General features: G+C 40.9%; 20 protein-coding genes. 9 read left to right on the top strand and 11 right to left on the bottom strand.

The genetic code is table 11. The features are described 5' to 3' along the window. Nucleotides 1–1839, bottom strand: coding sequence for a translational GTPase TypA (typA, locus tag MHB66_RS06990; protein WP_041084955.1), 1839 nt, complete (start codon nucleotides 1837–1839; stop codon nucleotides 1–3). A gap of 113 nt (nucleotides 1840–1952) precedes the next feature. On the opposite strand from typA, the gene MHB66_RS06985 reads away from it, so the two are divergent. Both MHB66_RS06985 and MHB66_RS06980 read left to right on the top strand, forming a co-directional pair. Continuing rightward, complete coding sequence (locus MHB66_RS06985) at nucleotides 1953–2132, top strand: DUF5325 family protein (protein WP_034281645.1); 180 nt, start codon at nucleotides 1953–1955, stop codon at nucleotides 2130–2132. Nucleotides 2133–2407: 275 nt separating this feature from the next. Then, a complete protein-coding gene (locus MHB66_RS06980) occupies nucleotides 2408–3043 on the top strand; it encodes a hypothetical protein (RefSeq protein WP_034281643.1) in 636 nt (211 codons plus the stop codon). Between the two features lie 129 nt (nucleotides 3044–3172). Here MHB66_RS06980 and MHB66_RS06975 read toward each other — a convergent pair whose 3' ends face one another. Beyond that, a complete protein-coding gene (locus MHB66_RS06975) occupies nucleotides 3173–3979 on the bottom strand; it encodes an inositol monophosphatase family protein (RefSeq protein WP_046310839.1) in 807 nt (268 codons plus the stop codon). A gap of 133 nt (nucleotides 3980–4112) precedes the next feature. Next, entirely contained in the window at nucleotides 4113–4301 is a 189-nt protein-coding gene (locus MHB66_RS06970; RefSeq protein ID WP_024424761.1) for a hypothetical protein, read from the bottom strand. A gap of 287 nt (nucleotides 4302–4588) precedes the next feature. On the opposite strand from MHB66_RS06970, the gene MHB66_RS06965 reads away from it, so the two are divergent. Then, on the top strand, nucleotides 4589–5224 hold the full coding sequence (locus tag MHB66_RS06965; protein WP_024426894.1) for a DUF1054 domain-containing protein: 636 nt from the start codon (nucleotides 4589–4591) through the stop codon (nucleotides 5222–5224). A 27-nt stretch (nucleotides 5225–5251) separates the two neighbouring features. Here the strand turns inward: MHB66_RS06965 and MHB66_RS06960 are convergent, their stop codons facing one another. Beyond that, nucleotides 5252–5521: a UPF0223 family protein gene (locus MHB66_RS06960; protein WP_034281639.1), complete on the bottom strand. Its 270-nt coding sequence runs from the start codon at nucleotides 5519–5521 to the stop codon at nucleotides 5252–5254. A 190-nt stretch (nucleotides 5522–5711) separates the two neighbouring features. Between MHB66_RS06960 and MHB66_RS06955 the strand changes: the two genes are divergently transcribed. Further along, entirely contained in the window at nucleotides 5712–7184 is a 1473-nt protein-coding gene (locus MHB66_RS06955) for an aminotransferase class I/II-fold pyridoxal phosphate-dependent enzyme (protein ID WP_108909025.1), read from the top strand. Between the two features lie 43 nt (nucleotides 7185–7227). Here the strand turns inward: MHB66_RS06955 and MHB66_RS06950 are convergent, their stop codons facing one another. Beyond that, on the bottom strand, nucleotides 7228–7347 hold the full coding sequence (locus MHB66_RS06950) for a GapA-binding peptide SR1P (RefSeq protein ID WP_003212464.1): 120 nt from the start codon (nucleotides 7345–7347) through the stop codon (nucleotides 7228–7230). Nucleotides 7348–7663: 316 nt separating this feature from the next. Here MHB66_RS06950 and MHB66_RS06945 point away from each other — a divergent pair, with 316 nt between their 5' ends. Beyond that, complete coding sequence (locus MHB66_RS06945; RefSeq protein WP_227001729.1) at nucleotides 7664–8044, top strand: hypothetical protein; 381 nt, start codon at nucleotides 7664–7666, stop codon at nucleotides 8042–8044. A 126-nt stretch (nucleotides 8045–8170) separates the two neighbouring features. On the opposite strand, the gene lpdA is transcribed toward MHB66_RS06945, so the two are convergent. The 5 genes from lpdA to MHB66_RS06920 all read right to left on the bottom strand — a co-directional run bounded on the left by lpdA (nucleotide 8171) and on the right by MHB66_RS06920 (nucleotide 14210). Then, entirely contained in the window at nucleotides 8171–9583 is a 1413-nt protein-coding gene (lpdA, locus tag MHB66_RS06940; protein ID WP_024426892.1) for a dihydrolipoyl dehydrogenase, read from the bottom strand. Nucleotides 9584–9587: 4 nt separating this feature from the next. Continuing rightward, nucleotides 9588–10928: a dihydrolipoamide acetyltransferase family protein gene (locus MHB66_RS06935; RefSeq protein WP_034281632.1), complete on the bottom strand. Its 1341-nt coding sequence runs from the start codon at nucleotides 10926–10928 to the stop codon at nucleotides 9588–9590. Nucleotides 10929–11035: 107 nt separating this feature from the next. After that, complete coding sequence (gene pdhB, locus MHB66_RS06930; protein ID WP_012009824.1) at nucleotides 11036–12013, bottom strand: pyruvate dehydrogenase complex E1 component subunit beta; 978 nt, start codon at nucleotides 12011–12013, stop codon at nucleotides 11036–11038. Nucleotides 12014–12016: 3 nt separating this feature from the next. Then, complete coding sequence (gene pdhA / locus MHB66_RS06925) at nucleotides 12017–13132, bottom strand: pyruvate dehydrogenase (acetyl-transferring) E1 component subunit alpha (RefSeq protein WP_024424754.1); 1116 nt, start codon at nucleotides 13130–13132, stop codon at nucleotides 12017–12019. Nucleotides 13133–13541: 409 nt separating this feature from the next. Further along, nucleotides 13542–14210 carry a YkyA family protein gene (locus tag MHB66_RS06920; RefSeq protein ID WP_046310835.1) on the bottom strand — a complete coding sequence of 223 codons (669 nt, stop codon included), beginning with the start codon at nucleotides 14208–14210 and terminating at the stop codon, nucleotides 13542–13544. A gap of 232 nt (nucleotides 14211–14442) precedes the next feature. Here MHB66_RS06920 and MHB66_RS06915 point away from each other — a divergent pair, with 232 nt between their 5' ends. Then, entirely contained in the window at nucleotides 14443–14619 is a 177-nt protein-coding gene (locus MHB66_RS06915) for a YjcZ family sporulation protein (protein WP_117733043.1), read from the top strand. 111 nt (nucleotides 14620–14730) lie between these two features. Next, entirely contained in the window at nucleotides 14731–15288 is a 558-nt protein-coding gene (gene def, locus MHB66_RS06910) for a peptide deformylase (RefSeq protein ID WP_024424751.1), read from the top strand. A gap of 37 nt (nucleotides 15289–15325) precedes the next feature. On the opposite strand, the gene MHB66_RS06905 is transcribed toward def, so the two are convergent. Beyond that, nucleotides 15326–16105: a Cof-type HAD-IIB family hydrolase gene (locus MHB66_RS06905; protein ID WP_046310830.1), complete on the bottom strand. Its 780-nt coding sequence runs from the start codon at nucleotides 16103–16105 to the stop codon at nucleotides 15326–15328. Nucleotides 16106–16502: 397 nt separating this feature from the next. Here MHB66_RS06905 and MHB66_RS06900 point away from each other — a divergent pair, with 397 nt between their 5' ends. Beyond that, nucleotides 16503–16712: a DNA-directed RNA polymerase subunit epsilon gene (locus tag MHB66_RS06900; protein ID WP_008345114.1), complete on the top strand. Its 210-nt coding sequence runs from the start codon at nucleotides 16503–16505 to the stop codon at nucleotides 16710–16712. A gap of 5 nt (nucleotides 16713–16717) precedes the next feature. Next, nucleotides 16718–18385, top strand: a complete 1668-nt coding sequence (rnjA, locus tag MHB66_RS06895; protein ID WP_012009818.1) for a ribonuclease J1 — start codon at nucleotides 16718–16720, stop codon at nucleotides 18383–18385. The last annotated feature ends 16 nt before the right edge of the window (nucleotides 18386–18401 follow it).

Here is an 18401-nt window from a genome sequence, read left to right as displayed (position 1 = left end):
TTAAGATAATCCTGCTAGCTTTTTCTTCTTCGCTGCTTTCTCACGTTCGTTTTTGTCTAAAATTTTCTTTCTAAGACGAATTGATTCAGGTGTAACCTCACAGTATTCGTCTTCATTCAAGTACTCAAGAGATTCCTCAAGTGACATAATACGAGGTTTTTTCATGCTAACCGTTTGATCTTTCGTCGCTGAACGTACGTTTGTTTGTTGTTTCATACGGCTTACGTTTACAACAAGGTCATTCTCACGATTATGCTCCCCAACAATCATCCCTTGGTATACTTCAGTACCCGGCTCAACGAAGATCACACCGCGCTCTTCAACACCTTGGATTCCGTAAGCAGTCGCTTTACCTGTTTCCATTGAAACAAGTACACCTTGACGGCGTCCGCCAACTTGACCAGACTGCATTGGCTGGTAGCTGTCAAACGTATGGTTCAAAATACCAAAACCACGAGTTAATGAAAGAAATTCAGTTGTATAACCAATTAAACCACGTGATGGCACTGTAAAGATCAGGCGAACTTGACCGTTACCATTATTGATCATGTCAATCATTTCACCTTTTCTTGCACCCATTGATTCCATAACAGAGCCAGTATGCTCTTCTGGTACATCAATTTGAACGCGCTCTACAGGCTCACATCGAACACCATCAACTTCTTTTACAATAACTTCTGGCTTCGATACTTGTAATTCAAAACCTTCACGTCTCATATTCTCAATGAGAATGGATAAGTGAAGCTCTCCGCGTCCAGAAACAACCCAAGCATCAGGTGAATCAGTTGGATCCACACGAAGACTGACGTCTGTTTGAAGCTGCTGCTCTAAACGCTCTTCAATTTTACGTGATGTCACGTATTTTCCTTCACGGCCTGCAAATGGGCTGTTGTTTACAACAAACGTCATTTGAAGTGTCGGCTCATCAATACGAAGGATTGGAAGTGCTTCTTGGTGTTCTACCGGACAAACCGTTTCACCTACGTTGATGTCTTCCATTCCAGATACAGCGACAAGATCTCCCGCTTTCGCTTCGTTGATTTCCACTCGTTTTAACCCTTGGAAACCAAAGATCTTTGTTACTCGGAATTGTTTCACAGTGCCGTCGACTTTCATCAAGGCTACCTGCTGTCCTACTTGCATTGTTCCTCTGAATACACGGCCGATTCCAATTCTGCCAACATAATCATTGTAATCAAGTAGTGCCACTTGGAATTGAAGCGGCTCTTCATGGTTATCAACTGGGCAAGGAATATGGTTCACAATGGCTTCAAACAAAGATTCCATGTTTTCATCTTGCTTGCTCGCATCGTTACTTGCTGTACCATTGATTGCTGATGCATAGACAACTGGGAATTCAAGCTGTTCTTCTGTTGCATCCAATTCAATGAACAAGTCGATCACTTCATCAACTACTTCAGCCGGACGAGCAAAGTCGCGGTCAATTTTATTGACGACAACGATTGGTGTTAAGTTTTGCTCAAGTGCTTTTTTCAGCACAAAGCGTGTTTGAGGCATACAGCCTTCATAAGCATCCACAACGAGGAGTACACCATCTACCATTTTCATGATACGCTCAACTTCACCACCGAAATCGGCGTGTCCTGGTGTATCTAAAATATTAATGCGTGTATCTTTATAATGGATCGCAGTATTTTTAGCTAAAATCGTAATACCGCGCTCTCGCTCTAAATCATTTGAATCCATGGCTCTCTCAGCGATATTTTCATTCGCACGGAAAGTACCAGCTTGATGGAGCAATTGGTCAACAAGCGTCGTTTTACCATGGTCAACGTGGGCAATAATTGCGATGTTGCGAAGGTCTTTTCGAAGTTTCACATTTTCATCTCCTAAAATAATTAGATAACTTTCATATTATATCACAATCCCCTTTAAATGCCGATCGTTTTTCTGTAAACTTATATTAACTCTAAAAAAAGGGATGGAGACAAATGAAACAAATCAAATGGCTTCTATTATTATGTGCATTACTTGCAGTTGTCAGTATGGCGTTTATTGGGGTATCTCTTGCAGAAAAAAACATACTGGGCATATGTTTTAGTATCGTGTTCGCCATGATTTTCATGGGTACAGGATTTACATTAAAAAGAAAATTAAACGTGCAATCATAAAATTAGTTAAAAGCCTTTTACATTCTATATGTAGAAGGCTTTTTATTTTGAGTAAAAACAAGACAAATCACCTATGAAAGCTTCATTCATCAGACGGAACGTATCTTGAAGAGTTGACAAAAGTAAGCAATCTGAACCCCTCCATTTTTCGACAAGAACTTTTATAGTTCTCCAAAATCAAACAGAAAGTTACATTTTTCCTATTCTTCCACAAAGTTTCTCATGGTATGCTTTTCTTGCAACAAAATTTAACAGAAAAGGGAGAGAAAAGAAGCATGAAGAAGTTTTTGAGCAAATCGCTCAGCTCTGTTGTATTTTTCGCTTTAGCTATCATTCTTACTTTCACAACAGTAGCTCCTGGGCAAGCAAGCGCTGCAACTTTCAAAGGAATTCCTTTTGAACAGCAGCAAATCATTAAAGAATTATTGGAGAAAAACGAGCGTGTCATCAACATTCTCATCAATTCATTTGTTGAGGAAGACAACAGCTACACATTTGATGTGAAAAAAGCTGTTGAGCTCGGACTAACTGAAGAAGAAGCGGCGACTGCTGAGAAATTCTTAGATCGCGCAGCTGTTCTTACAATCGTTTTCAGTGAAAGCATCACTAAAAACGAAAAAGGGAAATTGGTTTTTGATGCAGCAAAAGCTGTTGAACTTGGTCTTACAAAAGAAGAAGCGGCTAAATTTGAAAAGCTTTTCAAATCAGTGATCAGAATTGCTGATCTTGCTGGTGATGCCCTTGTTCTAGACAAAAAAGGAAACGTTGTGATTGATTCAAAAATCGCAAAAGGTCTTGGATTCAGCTCTACTGAATTACTTGTTTTCAACCAAATGCTTAAGAAAATTCCTCAAGAGCAATTGAAAACGTTCTATGATGCAGTTCAAATTGCGAAAGAAAAATTAAGCTAATCTCAGAAAAACTCCCACCTGGTTCATCCAGATGGGGGTTTTTTATTTCAGCCAATAAAGCGTATAGACTTCCGCCTTACAGTTTCAGGAAAAACAAAAAATCACTTCATTCTCATGAAGTGATGTCGTTTATTTTTTATTTCCGCTTTCTTTTATGTAATCATGCAAGATTTTTTCACAAATGGATCGATTTCCAGCCACTATGCTGTTTTTGTCTAGGAACGTAAGACGTTCTCCGTGAATATTTGAGTAAACGGCCCCTACTTCATCAAGCAGCACGCAGCCCGCTGCATAATCCCACGGTGCAAGCCTTAAGGTGACATATGCGTCACTTCTGCCGCTTGCAATATAAGCAAGCTCAAGGGCAGCTGATCCAATCGTTCGTGTCCCTCTCACGTCACGCACTAGACGGGCAAATGGTTTGGCGTCAAAATAAGGACTTTCAATCGCCCATGTCGGATTAATACCCACAATGGCTTTTTCAATCTCCACATCTTTTAATGGAGGGAGCAGGATATCGTTCATATAGGCTCCTTCTCCTTTAATGGCATGGTAGAGCTCGTCATGAATGACGTCATAAATAAGACCGATTTTCCCCACACCATTTTCAAATATCCCGATTGAAATGGCAAAGTTGCGCTTTTGATGGACAAAGTTCATTGTGCCATCAATCGGATCAATGATCCACACAATTCCATCGAGTGAGGTGACCTCTTCCCCTTGTCCCTCTTCTCCTAAAATGTGATGATCTGAAAATGCCGACTGTATTTTTTCAATAAAAAAACGTTCTGTTTCTTTATCGATATTCGTGACTAGATCATTTGGATTTGATTTTGTTTCAATTGATAGACCTTCCTGCATGGACGCTTTAATACGGCTCCCTGCTTCTTTTACCCAGAGCTTTGCAAGACGGTCAATTTCCACCCAGTTTGTCATCAGATTGTAAACCTCTTTTCTATGTAGGACCTATTTGTAATAGCATACTGATATTATGTACGTAAAAGCAAGAAAAAAGCAGCTTCATACAAAAACGAACCGATGAATTGGTTCGTTTTTACCTCACCCTGTTTTACCCTTGAAGCTGCTCCCATTCTTTTCTTAGGCGCTCAAGCTTTCGTTTGCTGCGTTCGATTTGGATGTCATCTTTTTGTTCGATGGCTTCATGAAGCGTAGAAAGCTCATAATCAACCTCTAATCTCCACACAGCGATGCGATTTTTCTTCTCCTGTCTATAGCCCTGCTTCACGATTTGCTTCATTGGTCAACGCCCCTTCCAGAGAATGATTCATTCCTTGTCAGTTTTCATTGATAAAAAATTCAATCGATAAGAGAAATTGTTCTTGCTTATATCGTATGAAGCGATCGCATAACCGCAACGACATTCTGAAAATTGTGTCTTTACCTATTAATGATGTACCACATAATGAAAGGTTTTAAACGCTGCACCACGCCCTTTACAATCTTTTATCTGACGGTGCATCTTTTTTTGAGCTTGACCCAAGCTATGATAAAATATGATCAGCGAAAAGATACAGGAGGCATAACATGAGTGAAATGCGTTTTAGAGATGAAGATTTTGAAACATTCACAGTTGATGGTTTAGATGAACGAATGACTGTATTAAAAGAAAGAGTACGTCCAAAGCTTGAGGCACTTGGCGAACATTTTGCACCACTTCTTTCTTCTATTACAGGAGACGAAATGTTTGTACACGTCGCAAAGCATGCTAGAAGATCTGTCAACCCGCCAAATGATACATGGGTTGCTTTTGCAAACAGTAAGCGCGGATATAAAAAACTCCCTCATTTTCAAATTGGGCTTTGGAAAACACATGTCTTTGTCTGGTTTGCGCTCATTTATGAATCTCCAGTGAAAGGTGAGTACGGCCAGCTGTTTGAAAAAGAGCTAGACACCATCCAGCAGAAAATACCGCAAGATTTTGTTTGGTCTAAAGATCATATGAAACCAGATGTCATGCGGCACAGCGAACTAGATTCCGAACAGCTGAAAACGCTTTTTGAACGTGTTCAAACAGTCAAGAAAGCCGAGCTTCTATGCGGCATCCAGCTGCCTAGAGAGGAAGTCGTTCAAATGAATAATGAAGAATTCCTATCGAAAATCGAAAATGCCTTCCGCACGCTGACGTATCTATACCGCTTCACACAGAAAGAATCTGTATAAAAAAACGAGCCCTTATAGGCTCGTTTTTTACATGCGTATAACGGCTGTCTCTTCTGCCTCTCTTGCGGTTTTCACTGCACGATAAGGGGAATACCCGCTTCCCTTTTCAAAAGCCGCACAATGCGTTTTTTCCTCTGCTTTTGATGGCACAACCTCTTTAAATCGTTTATAAGCATCTAATAACTCCTGCTTCGCAATTCCTTTTTCATAGGCTTTTTCAACAGCCTGAAAAAATGAAATGACCGCAATTTTTTCCTCTGTCGTCCAGTCGACATCCATTGGATATTGATATTCCATTTACTTGTCCCTCACTTTAACACTCATTTCTCATTTGAACTTTTATTATAGCATCTGTTTGATCAGAAACCGATTGATTTTATGCTTTACATTCCGATCAGTTCATAATATAATTCTTTTGTTTTATGCAATGAAATCTGCTGTAATTGGCACAATAATAGCAGGTATTTCGATGAAGGTGGGAAAGCAATTGTCACAACATGATACACCCTTATATACTGGACTAAAAAAACACGCAGCAACGAATCCAGTCCAATTTCACATTCCAGGCCATAAAAAAGGAGCCGGAATGGATCCTGAATTTAGAGCATTCATTGGCGACAATGCATTAAGCATTGACCTCATTAATATAGAACCTCTCGATGATTTACATTCACCTCGAGGGATGATAAAAGAAGCACAGGAGCTTGCTGCTGAAGCCTTCGGTGCTGATCATACGTTTTTCTCCATTCAAGGAACAAGCGGGGCCATCATGACAATGGTGATGACGGTATGCGGACCTGGAGATAAAATTATCGTTCCGCGTAATGTCCATAAATCAATTATGTCCGCGATTGTATTTTCTGGCGCAGTTCCTGTTTTTATTCACCCAGAAATAGACAAAGAGCTTGGCATCTCTCACGGGATTACACCTGAATCAGCCAAAAAGGCGCTCACTGAGCATCCAGATGCGAAAGGTTTGCTTGTCATTAATCCAACGTATTTTGGTATTTCAGCAGACTTAAAATCAATCGTAGACATTGCCCATTCATTTGATGTGCCTGTCCTTGTCGATGAAGCACACGGTGTGCATATACATTTTCATGATGAGCTTCCCCTCTCTGCCATGCAGGCAGGTGCCGACATGGCAGCAACAAGTGTCCATAAACTTGGCGGCTCTCTTACGCAGAGCTCTATTTTAAATATGAAGGAAGGGCTTGTTTCAAAAGACCGCGTGCAATCGATTTTGAGTATGCTGACGACAACGTCCACTTCTTATTTGCTCTTAGCGTCACTTGATGTCGCTCGAAAACGATTAGCCACTGAAGGTAAGGCACTAGCTGATGAAGCCATTCGTTTGGCTGAATCAGCGAGAGACCGTTTGAATCAAATTGACGGCATTACCTGCATTGGCAAGGAAGTACTCGGTTCAGCTTCCACTTACGATTATGACCCAACGAAATTAATTATCTCTATTAAAGACCTTGGGTTAAACGGACATGATGTCGAAAAGTGGCTGAGAGAAAGTTACCGAATTGAAGTAGAGCTCTCTGACCTGTACAACATTTTATGTATCGTCACCCCTGGCGATTCAGATGAGACAATTGATACGCTCGTGACGGCGATGCAGGAAATTGCCGCAGCCTCTACTCGTGAGGGCGGCAAACAAGCGGTAACGGAAGTGCTGCTGCCTGAGATTCCATCGCTTGCTATGACGCCGCGTGACGCCTTTTACGCTACAACGGAAGTCGTTCCGTTTAAGGAAGCAGTCGGCCGCATTATCGCAGAGTTTGTGATGGTGTATCCGCCAGGTATTCCGATTTTTATACCAGGTGAAATTATCACAGAAGAAAATATATCGTATATCTTTAAAAATATTGAAATTGGTCTCCCTGTCCAAGGACCTGAAGATTCAACGCTTGAAATGATCCGTGTGATTAAGGAACAAAAACCAATTTTATAAAAAAGAAACATGCAGCCCCAAATGGAGCTGCATGCTTTTTTATTTATTCAGAGGCTTCATCACAGCAATGACAGTGACCGCACGTTCCGTATAGCGTTGTCACTTTTTCATTTTCAAACTGATCAATGGTTTCATTGCAATCTTGACAAATAATTGTACCCACGTACATTCCCCTTTTCTTCATTCATAGTTTGAAAGCGTTTGATCTATTTCTTATTTCTATAATATGATGTCACATTTAAGTTGTCAACGGTTAATTGTATGACACATTTAATCATTTTTTATAAATATGTGCTTTTTTCTCATCATATTGAGGGAACGTTTCAATTGTATTTTGCTTCATATCAATTCTGTAACAATTGAGTAACAATCGAAAATTGTCAAAAGGGACATGATACACTAGAGTGACTAACAGGGAACAAGCTCCTAAAAATGTTGGGACAACCCCAAATGATTTTGAGGTGAATAGATTGAATTTTATGAGGACACTTCTCATTATATTCCCCATGCTCTTTGTACTTAGTTCATGCTCATTTGCGTATATCATACCGAATCAGACCGACCAAGTCCGTCATATTCAAAAACCGAGAATTCTCTTTTTTACTGATGCAGAAAACCTTGATAAAGAAAGCCCATATTATGATGCAGTCCTCGAATTAAAAAATGAATACCCTAAGGAAATGTCAAAAATGATTGTGAAAGAAGATCGTAAAGGCTGGAAAAATGAAGTGGACGAATTACCGGCTATTTTACTTGTCAATGATGAAAAAGTGATCGTGAAGGTGGAAGGAAATGTCCGCAGTAAACAGGAGATCTTATCGCCTTTATGTCATGCTTTAGACCGCGTCAATACAAACTAATGATATTTACCTTACACTTATATATATCCATATGAAAAAACCCCTCATCTCATGAGGGGTTTTTCATATGGTGTTCAGAGCAGCAAAAAAACCCTCTCCATCAAGGAGAGGGCTTCATAGGTTTCATTATTTTACGATGTGGATTGGGCTTCCGATTGCTACTTCAGCCGTTTCCATTGTAATTTCACCTAATGTTGGGTGAGCGTGAATTGTCATAGCGATATCTTCAGCAGTCACTCCAGCTTCGATTGCAAGGCTAAGCTCTGAAATCATATCAGAAGCGCCAACACCTGCGATTTGAGCACCGATCACTAGACCATCCTCTTTACGAGTGATCATTTTCATGAAGCCATCAGTTGCATCAAGAGAAAGTGCACGTCCGTTCGCTGCGAATGGGAATTTCGCTGCAACGATTTCGATACCTTCTGCTTTTGCTTCTGCTTCAGTGTATCCAACAGTTGCAAGTTCTGGCTCAGAGAATACAACAGCAGGAATACCAAGGTAATCAATTTCAGCTGGCTCTCCAGCGATTGCTTCAGCTGCAATTTTACCTTCGTAAGAAGCTTTGTGAGCAAGTGGTGGTCCATCAACGATGTCACCAATTGCATAGATGTTAGATACGCTTGTACGGCATTGTTTGTCTGTTTTGACAACTCCGCGGTCAGTCAATTCAACACCAACTTGCTCAAGACCAAGCTCATCAGTGTTTGGACGACGACCAACAGTCACAAGTACGTAATCAGCATCAACTGTTTTTTCTTCGCCTTTTACTTCGAACGTAACAGTGACACCATCAGATTTTTCTTCAACGCCTTTTGCAAGAGCGTTTGTATGGATTTCAACGTTTCCTTTTTTCTTCAGGTTGCGTTTAACCAATGAGCTCATTTGCTTCTCGAAACCTGGAAGGATTTCGTCTCCACCTTCAAGGATCACAACTTCTGTTCCAAAGTTTGCATAAGCAGTACCAAGCTCAGTACCGATGTATCCACCACCGATGACAACTAACTTTTTAGGTACTTCTTTAAGCGCTAAAGCACCAGTTGAGTTGATCACGCGGTCTGTGTATTTAAAAGTAGGCAATTCAATTGGACGAGATCCAGTTGCAAGAATTGCATTTTTGAACGTATAAGTCTGTGCTGAATTATCATCCATTACACGTACAGAGTTGCTGTCTACGAAATAAGCTTCACCTTTGACGATGTCTACTTTATTTCCTTTAAGAAGACCTTGAACTCCACCTGTTAACTTATTAACAACAGAAGCTTTCCACTCTTGAACTTTTGTGAAATCAACTGTTACGTTTTCAGCTTTGATACCCATGTCTTCAGAATGCTTAGCATTTTCGAAACGATGGCCAGCATTGATTAATGCTTTTGAAGGGATACAGCCAACGTTTAGACATACACCGCCAAGTGTTCCTTTTTCAACGATTGTTACTTTTTGTCCAAGCTGTGCAGCACGAATAGCAGCTACATATCCACCAGGACCTGCACCGATGACAAGAGTATCTGTTTCGATTGGGAAATCTCCTACTACCATGACATTACGCCTCCATTAAAATTAATTGTGGATCATTCAATAAACGCTTGATGTGGTTAAGGGCATTTTGCGCAGTAGCTCCGTCAATCATACGGTGGTCAAAGCTTAGGGAAAGAGCTAAGACTGGAGCTGCAACGATTTCGCCATCACGAACAACCGCTTTTTCAGCGATACGTCCAATACCAAGGATCGCTACTTCTGGGTGGTTGATGACTGGAGTAAACCATTGTCCACCAGCAGAACCGATGTTTGTGATTGTGCAAGATGCACCTTTCATTTCAGCTGGAGCCAATTTACCATCACGTGCTTTTGTTGCAAGCTCATTGATTTCGTTAGAAACTTCGAAAATCGCTTTGCGATCTGCATTTTTCACAACTGGAACTAGCAAGCCTTTTTCAGTGTCAGCTGCAATTCCGATGTTGTAGTAATGCTTTTGAACAACTTCATCCGTTTTATCATCGATAGAAGTGTTAAGTACTGGGTACTTTTTCAAAGCAGAAGTTAGAGCTTTTACAACGTAAGGCAAGTAAGTTAACTTGATTCCTTGATCAGCTGCAACTTGTTTGAATTGTTTACGATGTGCAACAAGGTTTGTTACATCAACTTCATCCATTAATGTTACGTGAGGAGCTGTATGCTTAGAGTTCACCATTGCTTTTGCGATTGCTTTGCGGATTCCGCTCATTTTCTCGCGAGTTTCTGGGAATTCTCCTTCAAGAACTGGAGCTGCTGCCGCTTTAGGAGCTGCTGCTTCTTTCGCACTTTCAGCTGCTTGAGGTGCTGCTTCTTGAGCTGCAGAACCACCATTAACGAAGCTGTCGATATCTTCTTTTAACACACGGCCGTTTTTACCAGAACCTGCAACTTTGTAAATTTCAACGCCTTTTTCGCGAGCATATTTACGTACAGATGGCATAGCGATCACGCGTTTGTTTGGATCAGCGTCTACTTGCTCTTGTGCGCCTGCACCAGTTGCTGCTGCCGCTTCTTCTTGTGCTACTTCTTTCTTCTCTGGCTCGTTACCAGCTTCAGCAGTACCTTGTACTTGAGCTTCAGTTTTTGCTTCGCCTTCTTCTTCGCTGCCTTTAAATTGAAGATTTTCGTAACCAGGTGCATCAAACGTAATGATTGTTTGTCCTACAGTTGCAACTGTTCCCTCTTCAACTTTTAATTCTAATACTTTTCCTTTAACAGGTGAAGGAATTTCTACAACTGCTTTATCATTTTGTACCTCTGCTAAAACGTCATCTTCATTGATTTCGTCGTTTGGTTTAACAAACCACTTAACGATCTCACCTTCGTGGATACCTTCTCCGATGTCCGGAAGTTTAAATTCAAATGCCACTGTTTTTCGCCTCCTAGATTTTGTTGAACCCTTGTTGTGTATATTTACACGGTCATGTAATTGATAAAGGGGAAGAGAAATAAATTCTTTTCCCCTCTGTCATTTAATTAAAATTCAAGAACTTTCTTCGCTGTTTCAAGTACATCTTTATGGTTTGGAAGCCATACGCTCTCAGCTTGAGAGAAAGCAAATACAGTATCAGGTGCAGCTACACGAAGTACTGGTGCTTCCAAGCTAAGGATCGCTCTGTCATTGATTTCAGCTACTACGTTTGCAGCAATACCAGCTTGTTTTTGTGCTTCTTGAACAACGATCGCACGGCCTGTTTTTTCAACAGAAGCGATGATTGTTTCAATATCAAGCGGGCTTACTGTACGAAGGTCGATAACCTCAGCAGAAACGCCTTCTTTTTCTAGCTCTTCAGCAGCTTTTAGTGATTCGTGAACCATTGCACCGTAAGTGATGATTGAAAGGTCAGAACCTTCACGTTTCACGTCAGCTTTACCGATTTCAATTGTGTACTCTTCTTCAGGAACTTCCTGACGGAAAGAACGATAAAGTTTCATATGCTCAAGGAACACTACAGGATCGTTGTCACGAATTGCAGAAATTAAAAGTCCTTTTGCATCGTAAGGTGTTGAAGGAATAACAACCTTGATACCAGGCTGTTGTGCGATAAGTCCTTCTAAGCTGTCAGCGTGAAGCTCAGGTGTGTGAACTCCCCCGCCGAATGGAGAACGGATTGTCACTGGGGAATGCCAGCGTCCGCCAGAACGGTAACGCATACGAGCCATTTGTCCAGAAACAGAATCTAATACTTCGTAAACGAATCCGAAGAATTGAATTTCCATTACCGGGCGGAATTCTTGTAGTCCAAGGCCAATAGCAAGACCGCCAATACCAGATTCAGCAAGTGGAGTATCGAATACACGATCCTCACCAAACTCTTTTTGCAATCCTTCAGTCGCACGGAATACGCCGCCGTTTTTACCAACGTCTTCTCCGAAAACGAGAACGTTTTCGTCATTTTTCAGTTCTGTGCGTAACGCATCAGTGATCGCTTGAATCATTGTCATTTGCGCCATGGCTTACTTCGACTCCTTCTGTTTGTAAATTTCAAGCTGTTCAACTAAGTTGAATGGTTTTACATCGTACATGTTTTCAATCAAGTCAGTGACTTTTTGCTTAGGCTGTTCGTCAGCTTCTTTGATCGCTTGTTTGATTTGTTCTTTTGCATCTTCGATCACTTTATTCTCTTCTTCTTCAGACCATAGGCCTTTGTTTTCCAAGAATTTGCGGTAGCGTACCAATGGATCTTTTTGCTCCCACTCGTTTTCATCTTCTTTTGTACGATATCTTGTTGGATCGTCACCAGCCATTGTATGTGGGCCGTAACGGAATGTAAGAGTTTCGATTAATGTTGGACCTTCACCATTTACAGCGCGCTCACGAGCTTCAGCAGTTGCTGCATAAACAGCTAATGCATCCATACCGTCAACTTGTACGCCTACGATACCAGCTGCAGCTGCTTTTTGTGCAATTGTTTGTGCAGCAGACTGCTTTTCAACAGGTGTAGAGATCGCATATCTGTTGTTTTGGACAACAAAAATCGCTGGCGCTTTGTAAGCCCCTGCAAAGTTAATACCTTCGTAGAAATCACCTTGTGAAGCTCCACCGTCACCAGTGTAAGTGATTGCAACAGCTTTTTTACCGCGCTTTTTCAAACCAAGAGCTACACCAGCTGCTTGAATGATTTGAGCACCGATAATGATTTGCGGTGAAAGTGCATTCACATCTTCAGGCATTTGGTTACCAACAAAGTGTCCGCGAGAGAACAAGAATGCTTTTGTTAGCGGAAGACCATGCCAGATTAATTGTGGTACATCACGATATCCTGGAAGAATGAAATCTTCTTTCTCAAGTGCAAAGTGAGTTGCAAGCTGAGAAGCCTCTTGTCCAGCTGTTGGCGCATAGAAGCCAAGACGTCCTTGACGGTTCAATGAAATTGAACGTTGATCTAATACTCGTGTAAACACCATACGGCGCATTAATTCTTTTAATTGGTCATCTGAAAGATCCGGCATTGCCGCTTCGTTTACGACTTCGCCTTTTTCGTTTAAAATTTGAAACGTTTCAAACTGCTTTTTGATGGCATCAAATTGCTTTTTGCTATCAACAATTGCTTTTTTTGTTTTTGCAGCCATTCTAAAGTCACCTCTTCCTTTCTTTTAACAGTCCATTTGTCGTGAATCCATTTATACATACAGATATAGGATAACCCAAAATACTCATATGACTCCTGTATATAATAGCCACTAAGATCGTTGTCGAAACATTGGTTGATCACTCGTTTTTGAGTCCTTATAACTGTATTAACGATAGTTCACAAAAAACTAATACAACTTCTGTTAACAAGGAATAGTTTACAACAAGAAAAATAGTCCGTCAATTGATTTAACGGCTTTATTTAAATAAATGTATTCGCTTTACTTTTTATGGTGAACTGTATCAATCTGTTTAACAAACAACCTAATCTGTACTAGTATAGAGTGTACTACTGTACTACAATAGAAAATGTTTGTTTTTGTCGAAAAATAAAAAAAGAGCTGTTTTTCAGCTCTTTTTCGACTCTTGATCTGCTGCTTTATACAAAGCCTTTTTATGATCATTCAATTGATCTGTATATCGATTGAACTTCTTACTTTCTTTTCTGACTTTGCTATATGAACGATTCACGGTCTTCAGCTTTGACTTCAGCTCTTCATATCCTAGATCCTTTTTCTTTAAAGATTGATACAAAAGCTGATCTTGTTTCAGCGCCTTTTGATACTCCTTGTAAAGCTGATCATATGACGCATATCGTTTCTCGATTGATTTGACCGTTTGATCTGCTTTCTCTTTTAACTCCGCATCTTGCAATCGAGCAGCAGATTCCTTTACTGTTTTCAATTCTTTTTTCGATTCATCCATACTGACTTTTTCTGTTTTTAAATGTTCTTCTCTTTGTGCTGCCGATGCTAACGCCTGATCAGAAAGGCTTGCCACTGTTTTTGTATGGTCCTTTGTTGTTTGAATCATTTTTTTATACAGCTTCTGCTCTTTTTCCTCATAGCTTTGCAGTGTACCTTGCTCTTTTTCGAAGGATGCTTCTTTTTCACTCATTTTCGTCATCGCGTCCTGCATATCATTGAATGGACTTTGACCTCCGCACCCTGTCAGCAAAAGGGTACATATCCCCGCTAAAGCAGCACCTGCTTTCAAGCTTCTTTTCATCTGTCTCATCACAAGGCCCCCTTTACATCTCCACATACCACTATAATTTTTATAGACGTTTGTGACAAGGAAAGAGGTCAGTCATGTGAGGCGGAGAAGATTTTTTTCAAGCAATAGGCGCATGACTATACAAATAGTGCATTCATACATAGTTTATATTACACGCTTCGCCTTCACTTATGAGAGGCCAAGTGTATTCCCAAAGGAGGTCAAAAGTATGTCTAATTATAGTCATGGAAGTATGTATGGTGGATACGGCGGTTACGGGTATGGATATGGCGGCGGCTGTTGTTACCCAAGTTATGGCGGTGGATACGGATACGGCGGCGGACGTACATTCGCTTTAATCGTTGTGCTTTTCATCCTATTAATTATCGTTGGCGCAGCATTCTTAGGCGGCGGCGGTGGCTGCTGCTAAGGCTGTTTAAGCCTCTGACCGGTCTCACAGGACCGGTCTTCTTTATTTCATTGCATATGTTGTGTATCATTTTATATACTTTACATACAAAGGAAATAGGAGTGAAGTTTTGTGATTACCATGGATGATATCGTAAGGGACGGACATCCCGTCTTAAGACAAACAGCTGAAGCGGTCGAGCTCCCGCCGACAGAAGAGGAAAAACAGCAATTAGCTGACATGATCGAATTCGTCAAAAACAGTCAGGATGCTGACATTGCTGAAAAATACGGACTAAGACCCGGCGTTGGATTGGCAGCTCCGCAAATCAATATTAGTAAACGCATGATCGCTGTTCACTGTGAGGATGAAGACGGAGAAGAATACAGCTATGCTCTGTTCAACCCGCGTATTGTCAGTCATTCAGTCAAAAGAGCTTATTTAGCGACTGGTGAAGGCTGCTTATCAGTTGATGAAGCCATCCCTGGATTTGTTCCTCGATATCAAAAAATCAGGGTCAAGGCCACTACGCTTGAAGGAGAGGACATTGATATCCGTCTAAAAGGGTTCCCCGCTATTGTTTTTCAGCATGAAATTGACCATTTAAATGGCATTATGTTTTATGATCATATTCAAAAGGATCAGCCGTTCGCTGAGCCAGAAAACTCTGTTGCGATCGGCAGATCATAACATAAAAAGAAGACCCGCGATCTAAGGGTCTTCTTTTTTATTCTTCAATGAGGCCAAGCTGGGTCACTGCATGGAATATGCCGTCCTCATCTACCGGCTTTGTCACAAAATCAGCCAATGCTTTCAGTTCACTCACAGCATTTCCCATCGCCACGCCTGTTCCAGCAAACGAAATCATTTCTCTATCATTCAATCCGTCTCCAAAGGCAATGGTATCCTTTTGATCGTAAGGAAGTCTTTCGATGACTCGTTTGATTCCTTCAGCTTTTGATCCGCCTTTTGGCAGAACGTCCGTTGACAGCTCATGCCATCTGACAAGGTCAATTTCTTCGCGGAATGCCATATACTCCACTTCCTCTTCTGCCTTACAAAATAACAGCATTTGAAAAATGTCGTTTTCTTTAAAGAAAGATACATCGTGCTCAGGATGCTCTGTTTTCAAAGTACCGATTCCTTCATGGATAAACGGATGATTCGGCACAGACGCCTTCATCGTTTCCTCTCCCATAAAAACGAGCGGATGATCATGACGATCCGCTGTCTCATAAATCCGCTCCATCAGCTCCTGCTTCAGCGGATTGCCGTAAATAACGTCTCCCTCATACATGACATACTGACCGTTATAAGCAATGAATGAGTCAAGCCCTAATTCTTCTAAAATGGGCCGGATCAGAAAAGGAGAACGCCCAGATGCAATAAAGAGATGATGACCTTTTTCTTTTAATAAATGAACCGCTCGCTTCGTTGACTCAGGTATATTTTTATCATGGTCATATAAAGTACCGTCGATATCAAAGAAGATGACTTTTTTATTCATATCTCGCCCTCCTGCTCTTCGTTATGTATACACACTCCCTTTCATCATACAGAAAGATTTCAGCTTTCGAAACCAATTCCTTTTGAAAGCGCCTATTTCCCACATATAACCATGTAACATTCAATAGAAACATCATATAATACAAGTATATAGAGAGACCGGAACACACTGGTTAAGCTTACTTCAACCCGAAAGGAGGCGGCATGTGATGCTTCGTCGTCTGCGTAAGAAAATTCGAAGACAATGGAAGGACATGCTTCGCAAAAAATCAATTGCTTAAAAGGATCTTCCGCACATTTGCCGAAGGTCCTTTTTTCTCAGAGACTTTTCTTATGCGCGTTTTTTTAATATAATAGAATAAGCGAGTGTAACATACGGTATTTAAGGAGAGATTTGGATGATATATAAGGTATTTTTTCAGGCAAGTACTACTGAGGTACCTGTAAGAGAACACACAGATTCACTATACGTTGAAGCGGTTTCTGAAAGAGACGTACGCGATAAGTTGAAAAAACATAACTACAACATTGAATTCATTCAGCCTGTAGACGGTGCTTTTTTAGACTATGAACGAGAAAGTGAAAATTTTAAAGTATTGGAGCTATGAGAGGAATGAAATTTGTTAAAAACGATCAGGCGGCAGTTTTTGCGCTCGGCGGTTTAGGCGAGATCGGTAAAAACACGTATGGCGTTCAATTTCAAGATGAAATCATTTTAATTGATGCAGGCATTAAGTTTCCTGAAGACGAGCTTCTTGGAATTGACTACGTCATCCCTGACTATACGTACTTAGTTAAAAACGAAGATAAAATCAAAGGTCTTTTCATCACTCATGGACATGAAGACCACATCGGCGGTATCCCTTACCTTCTTAAGCAAGTGAATATTCCAGTTTACGGCGGCAAACTCGCAATCGGCCTACTTCGTAATAAATTGGAAGAGCATGGTCTCTTGAGACAAACAAAACTTCATATTTTTGAAGAAGAAGATACCATTAAATTTAGAAAAACAGCTGTGTCTTTCTTTAGAACGACACACAGTATTCCAGATTCTTATGGAATTGTCGTCAAGACACCTCCTGGTAACATCGTACATACAGGTGATTTCAAATTTGACTTTACTCCTGTTGGCGAGCCTGCCAATTTAACCAAAATGGCTGAGATCGGAAAAGAAGGCGTTCTTTGTCTTTTATCTGATAGTACAAACAGTGAAATCCCAGAATTTACGATGTCTGAAAGACGCGTAGGTGAAAGCATTGATGACATCTTTAGAAAAGTCGATGGACGTATCATCTTTGCCACGTTTGCTTCAAACATTCACAGACTTCAGCAAGTGATTGAATCTGCTGTTGCCAACGGCAGAAAAGTCGCTGTATTTGGACGCAGTATGGAGTCTGCTATTGATATTGGACAAGATCTTGGCTATATTAAATGTCCAAAAAACACGTTTATTGAACATAATGAAATCAACCGCCTTCCAGCAAACAAAGTGACCATTCTTTGTACTGGAAGCCAGGGTGAACCGATGGCAGCTCTTTCTCGTATTGCGAACGGTACTCACCGCCAGATTTCCATTAACCCTGGAGACACTGTTGTCTTCTCATCTTCACCGATCCCAGGTAACAATATTAGTGTAAGCCGCACCATTAACCAGCTTTATCGTGCAGGTGCTGAGGTCATTCATGGCTCCCTTAATAATATTCATACATCTGGTCACGGCGGACAAGAAGAACAAAAACTCATGCTCCGTTTAATTAAACCAAAATTCTTTATGCCGATTCACGGTGAATACCGCATGCAAAAAACGCATATCAAACTTGCGAATGATTGCGGCATCCCTGAGGAAAACTGCTTTATCATGGATAACGGTGAAGTTCTTGCACTGAAAGGTGACGAAGCAAGTGTCGCTGGCAAAATCCCATCAGGCAACGTGTATATCGACGGAAGCGGTATTGGCGATATCGGAAACATCGTTTTAAGAGACCGCCGCATTCTTTCTGAAGAGGGCCTTGTTATTGTGGTCGTCAGCATGGACATGAAAGAATTCAAAATCTCTGCTGGTCCTGATTTGATCTCAAGAGGTTTTGTCTACATGAGAGAATCTGGAGACCTGATCAACGATGCACAGGATTTAATTTCGAAGCATCTTGAAAAAGTAATGGAACGTAAGACAACTCAGTGGTCTGAAATTAAGAACGAAATTACTGACACCCTTGCACCTTTCCTTTATGAAAAAACAAGACGCCGTCCAATGATCTTACCGATTATTATGGAAGTGTAATCACAAAAAGAGACAC

The organism is Bacillus sp. FSL L8-0167 (assembly GCF_038630295.1).
GTDB classification, from domain to species: domain Bacteria; phylum Bacillota; class Bacilli; order Bacillales; family Bacillaceae; genus Bacillus; species Bacillus safensis.
The sequence above is the reverse complement of the archived record's forward strand: the minus strand, read 5'-3'. Positions and strand labels throughout refer to the sequence as shown.

What these genes read in the sequence shown, in the direction of transcription:
- rnjA (WP_012009818.1), top strand. Translation starts at nt 16,718, where the DNA reads ATGAAATTTGTTAAAAACGATCAGGCGGCAGTTTTTGCGCTCGGCGGT.
- MHB66_RS06960 (WP_034281639.1), bottom strand. Translation starts at nt 5,521, where the DNA reads ATGGAATATCAATATCCAATGGATGTCGACTGGACGACAGAGGAAAAA.
- MHB66_RS06920 (WP_046310835.1), bottom strand. Translation starts at nt 14,210, where the DNA reads ATGAGACAGATGAAAAGAAGCTTGAAAGCAGGTGCTGCTTTAGCGGGG.
- MHB66_RS06945 (WP_227001729.1), top strand. Translation starts at nt 7,664, where the DNA reads ATGAGGACACTTCTCATTATATTCCCCATGCTCTTTGTACTTAGTTCA.
- lpdA (WP_024426892.1), bottom strand. Translation starts at nt 9,583, where the DNA reads ATGGTAGTAGGAGATTTCCCAATCGAAACAGATACTCTTGTCATCGGT.
- MHB66_RS06965 (WP_024426894.1), top strand. Translation starts at nt 4,589, where the DNA reads ATGAGTGAAATGCGTTTTAGAGATGAAGATTTTGAAACATTCACAGTT.
- MHB66_RS06970 (WP_024424761.1), bottom strand. Translation starts at nt 4,301, where the DNA reads ATGAAGCAAATCGTGAAGCAGGGCTATAGACAGGAGAAGAAAAATCGC.
- pdhA (WP_024424754.1), bottom strand. Translation starts at nt 13,132, where the DNA reads ATGGCTGCAAAAACAAAAAAAGCAATTGTTGATAGCAAAAAGCAATTT.
- MHB66_RS06980 (WP_034281643.1), top strand. Translation starts at nt 2,408, where the DNA reads ATGAAGAAGTTTTTGAGCAAATCGCTCAGCTCTGTTGTATTTTTCGCT.
- MHB66_RS06905 (WP_046310830.1), bottom strand. Translation starts at nt 16,105, where the DNA reads ATGAATAAAAAAGTCATCTTCTTTGATATCGACGGTACTTTATATGAC.
- pdhB (WP_012009824.1), bottom strand. Translation starts at nt 12,013, where the DNA reads ATGGCGCAAATGACAATGATTCAAGCGATCACTGATGCGTTACGCACA.
- MHB66_RS06915 (WP_117733043.1), top strand. Translation starts at nt 14,443, where the DNA reads ATGTATGGTGGATACGGCGGTTACGGGTATGGATATGGCGGCGGCTGT.
- MHB66_RS06985 (WP_034281645.1), top strand. Translation starts at nt 1,953, where the DNA reads ATGAAACAAATCAAATGGCTTCTATTATTATGTGCATTACTTGCAGTT.
- MHB66_RS06900 (WP_008345114.1), top strand. Translation starts at nt 16,503, where the DNA reads ATGATATATAAGGTATTTTTTCAGGCAAGTACTACTGAGGTACCTGTA.
- MHB66_RS06975 (WP_046310839.1), bottom strand. Translation starts at nt 3,979, where the DNA reads ATGACAAACTGGGTGGAAATTGACCGTCTTGCAAAGCTCTGGGTAAAA.